Origin of the sequence: Candidatus Aquicultor secundus (genome assembly GCF_002791875.1) — a bacterium.
Taxonomy (GTDB): domain Bacteria; phylum Actinomycetota; class Aquicultoria; order Aquicultorales; family Aquicultoraceae; genus Aquicultor_A; species Aquicultor_A secundus.
Genome location: NZ_PFNG01000209.1, coordinates 1 through 1,035, shown reverse-complemented (window position 1 = coordinate 1,035; position 1,035 = coordinate 1). Strand labels below are relative to the sequence as shown.

Genomic DNA, 1,035 nt, shown 5'->3' with positions numbered 1-1,035 from the left:
GAGTAGCGTCCAAACATGCAACCAACTGCGTATGAGATGAATTCCTTCAAGGTATCTGCTTTTAGTAACGCTTCGAGTTCTTCGTCGCTTCTGTTGTTGCCGTATCGGTAGTGCGGGTTACAGGTTAGCGTGATTTCGTTTAGTGGTACTTCCGGCGTTAGTTCATCTTGTAAGCCGTAGGCTTCGATGAAGATGCGGTTGTTTTCTTCTTCCAGGCGCTGCATTTCTAGAGTTGTATTGAGCCAGTGAGCGCGAAGGTTGGTGTAGATTTCTTTGAGTGTTGGTTGGAGATGGGCAGGTTGGAGAAGTGGGAGCGCAGTGAAATCCCAGGATATTTCGTAGGAGTTCCAATCGGCGCGTGCTATATCAACGCATTTCCATGATATATCTCTAACAGTTCTCTTATCAAAAGGAATAACTACCGGGAGTGCTGCAATGTTATAGTTGTTAAAATTGAGGGTCGGATTCAGGATCTTTAAGAGTTCAAAGCACTGTTTGGTTGTTAAGAATGCAAGATGCTCATCTAGGTTATCGCCAAACAAGCATGGTCCTGCAGTATCAAAAATGAAACCTTCTGGGAGATAGCGAACACCAAAGCGTGAGGAACTTAAACCTGTCCAAGTGATACCCTCACGGAAATAAAAAGGTTCGTTGGATATTTTCCAACCAAGATTATCCCAGGTTAATTGCGGATAATTGACGAGCGTATTTTCTCTTATCTCATGACCATCGTTTTCCCAGTTCACAAAGTAATCAAAATTGCCGTACCATTTCCTAAAAGCGCCGCCTTTATTGTAGGGAATCCACTTAAAATCTTTATGCTTTTCATAGCTGTGTGCGTGTGGATAATAAGAATCCTTCGATTCCACCTCAAACCAAAAACGCAGAAACCGCTCATTATCACCGGTACGCATTCCAATTTTTGGTGTGGCAAAATCACCAAGGTACTTCGCCTCGCCAAAAAGATGCCATATTCGCTCACTCACCCAATATGCAATTGGCGAGCCGGGGATTTTTTTGAAGTCGGCAGCCGAG

At 44.0% G+C, this 1,035-nt stretch carries 1 pseudogene; it reads right to left on the bottom strand.

Annotation, left to right across the window (positions count from 1 at the left end):
* A pseudogene (locus tag COY37_RS08870) lies at positions 1-1,035 on the bottom strand (BREX-1 system adenine-specific DNA-methyltransferase PglX); the annotation flags it as partial.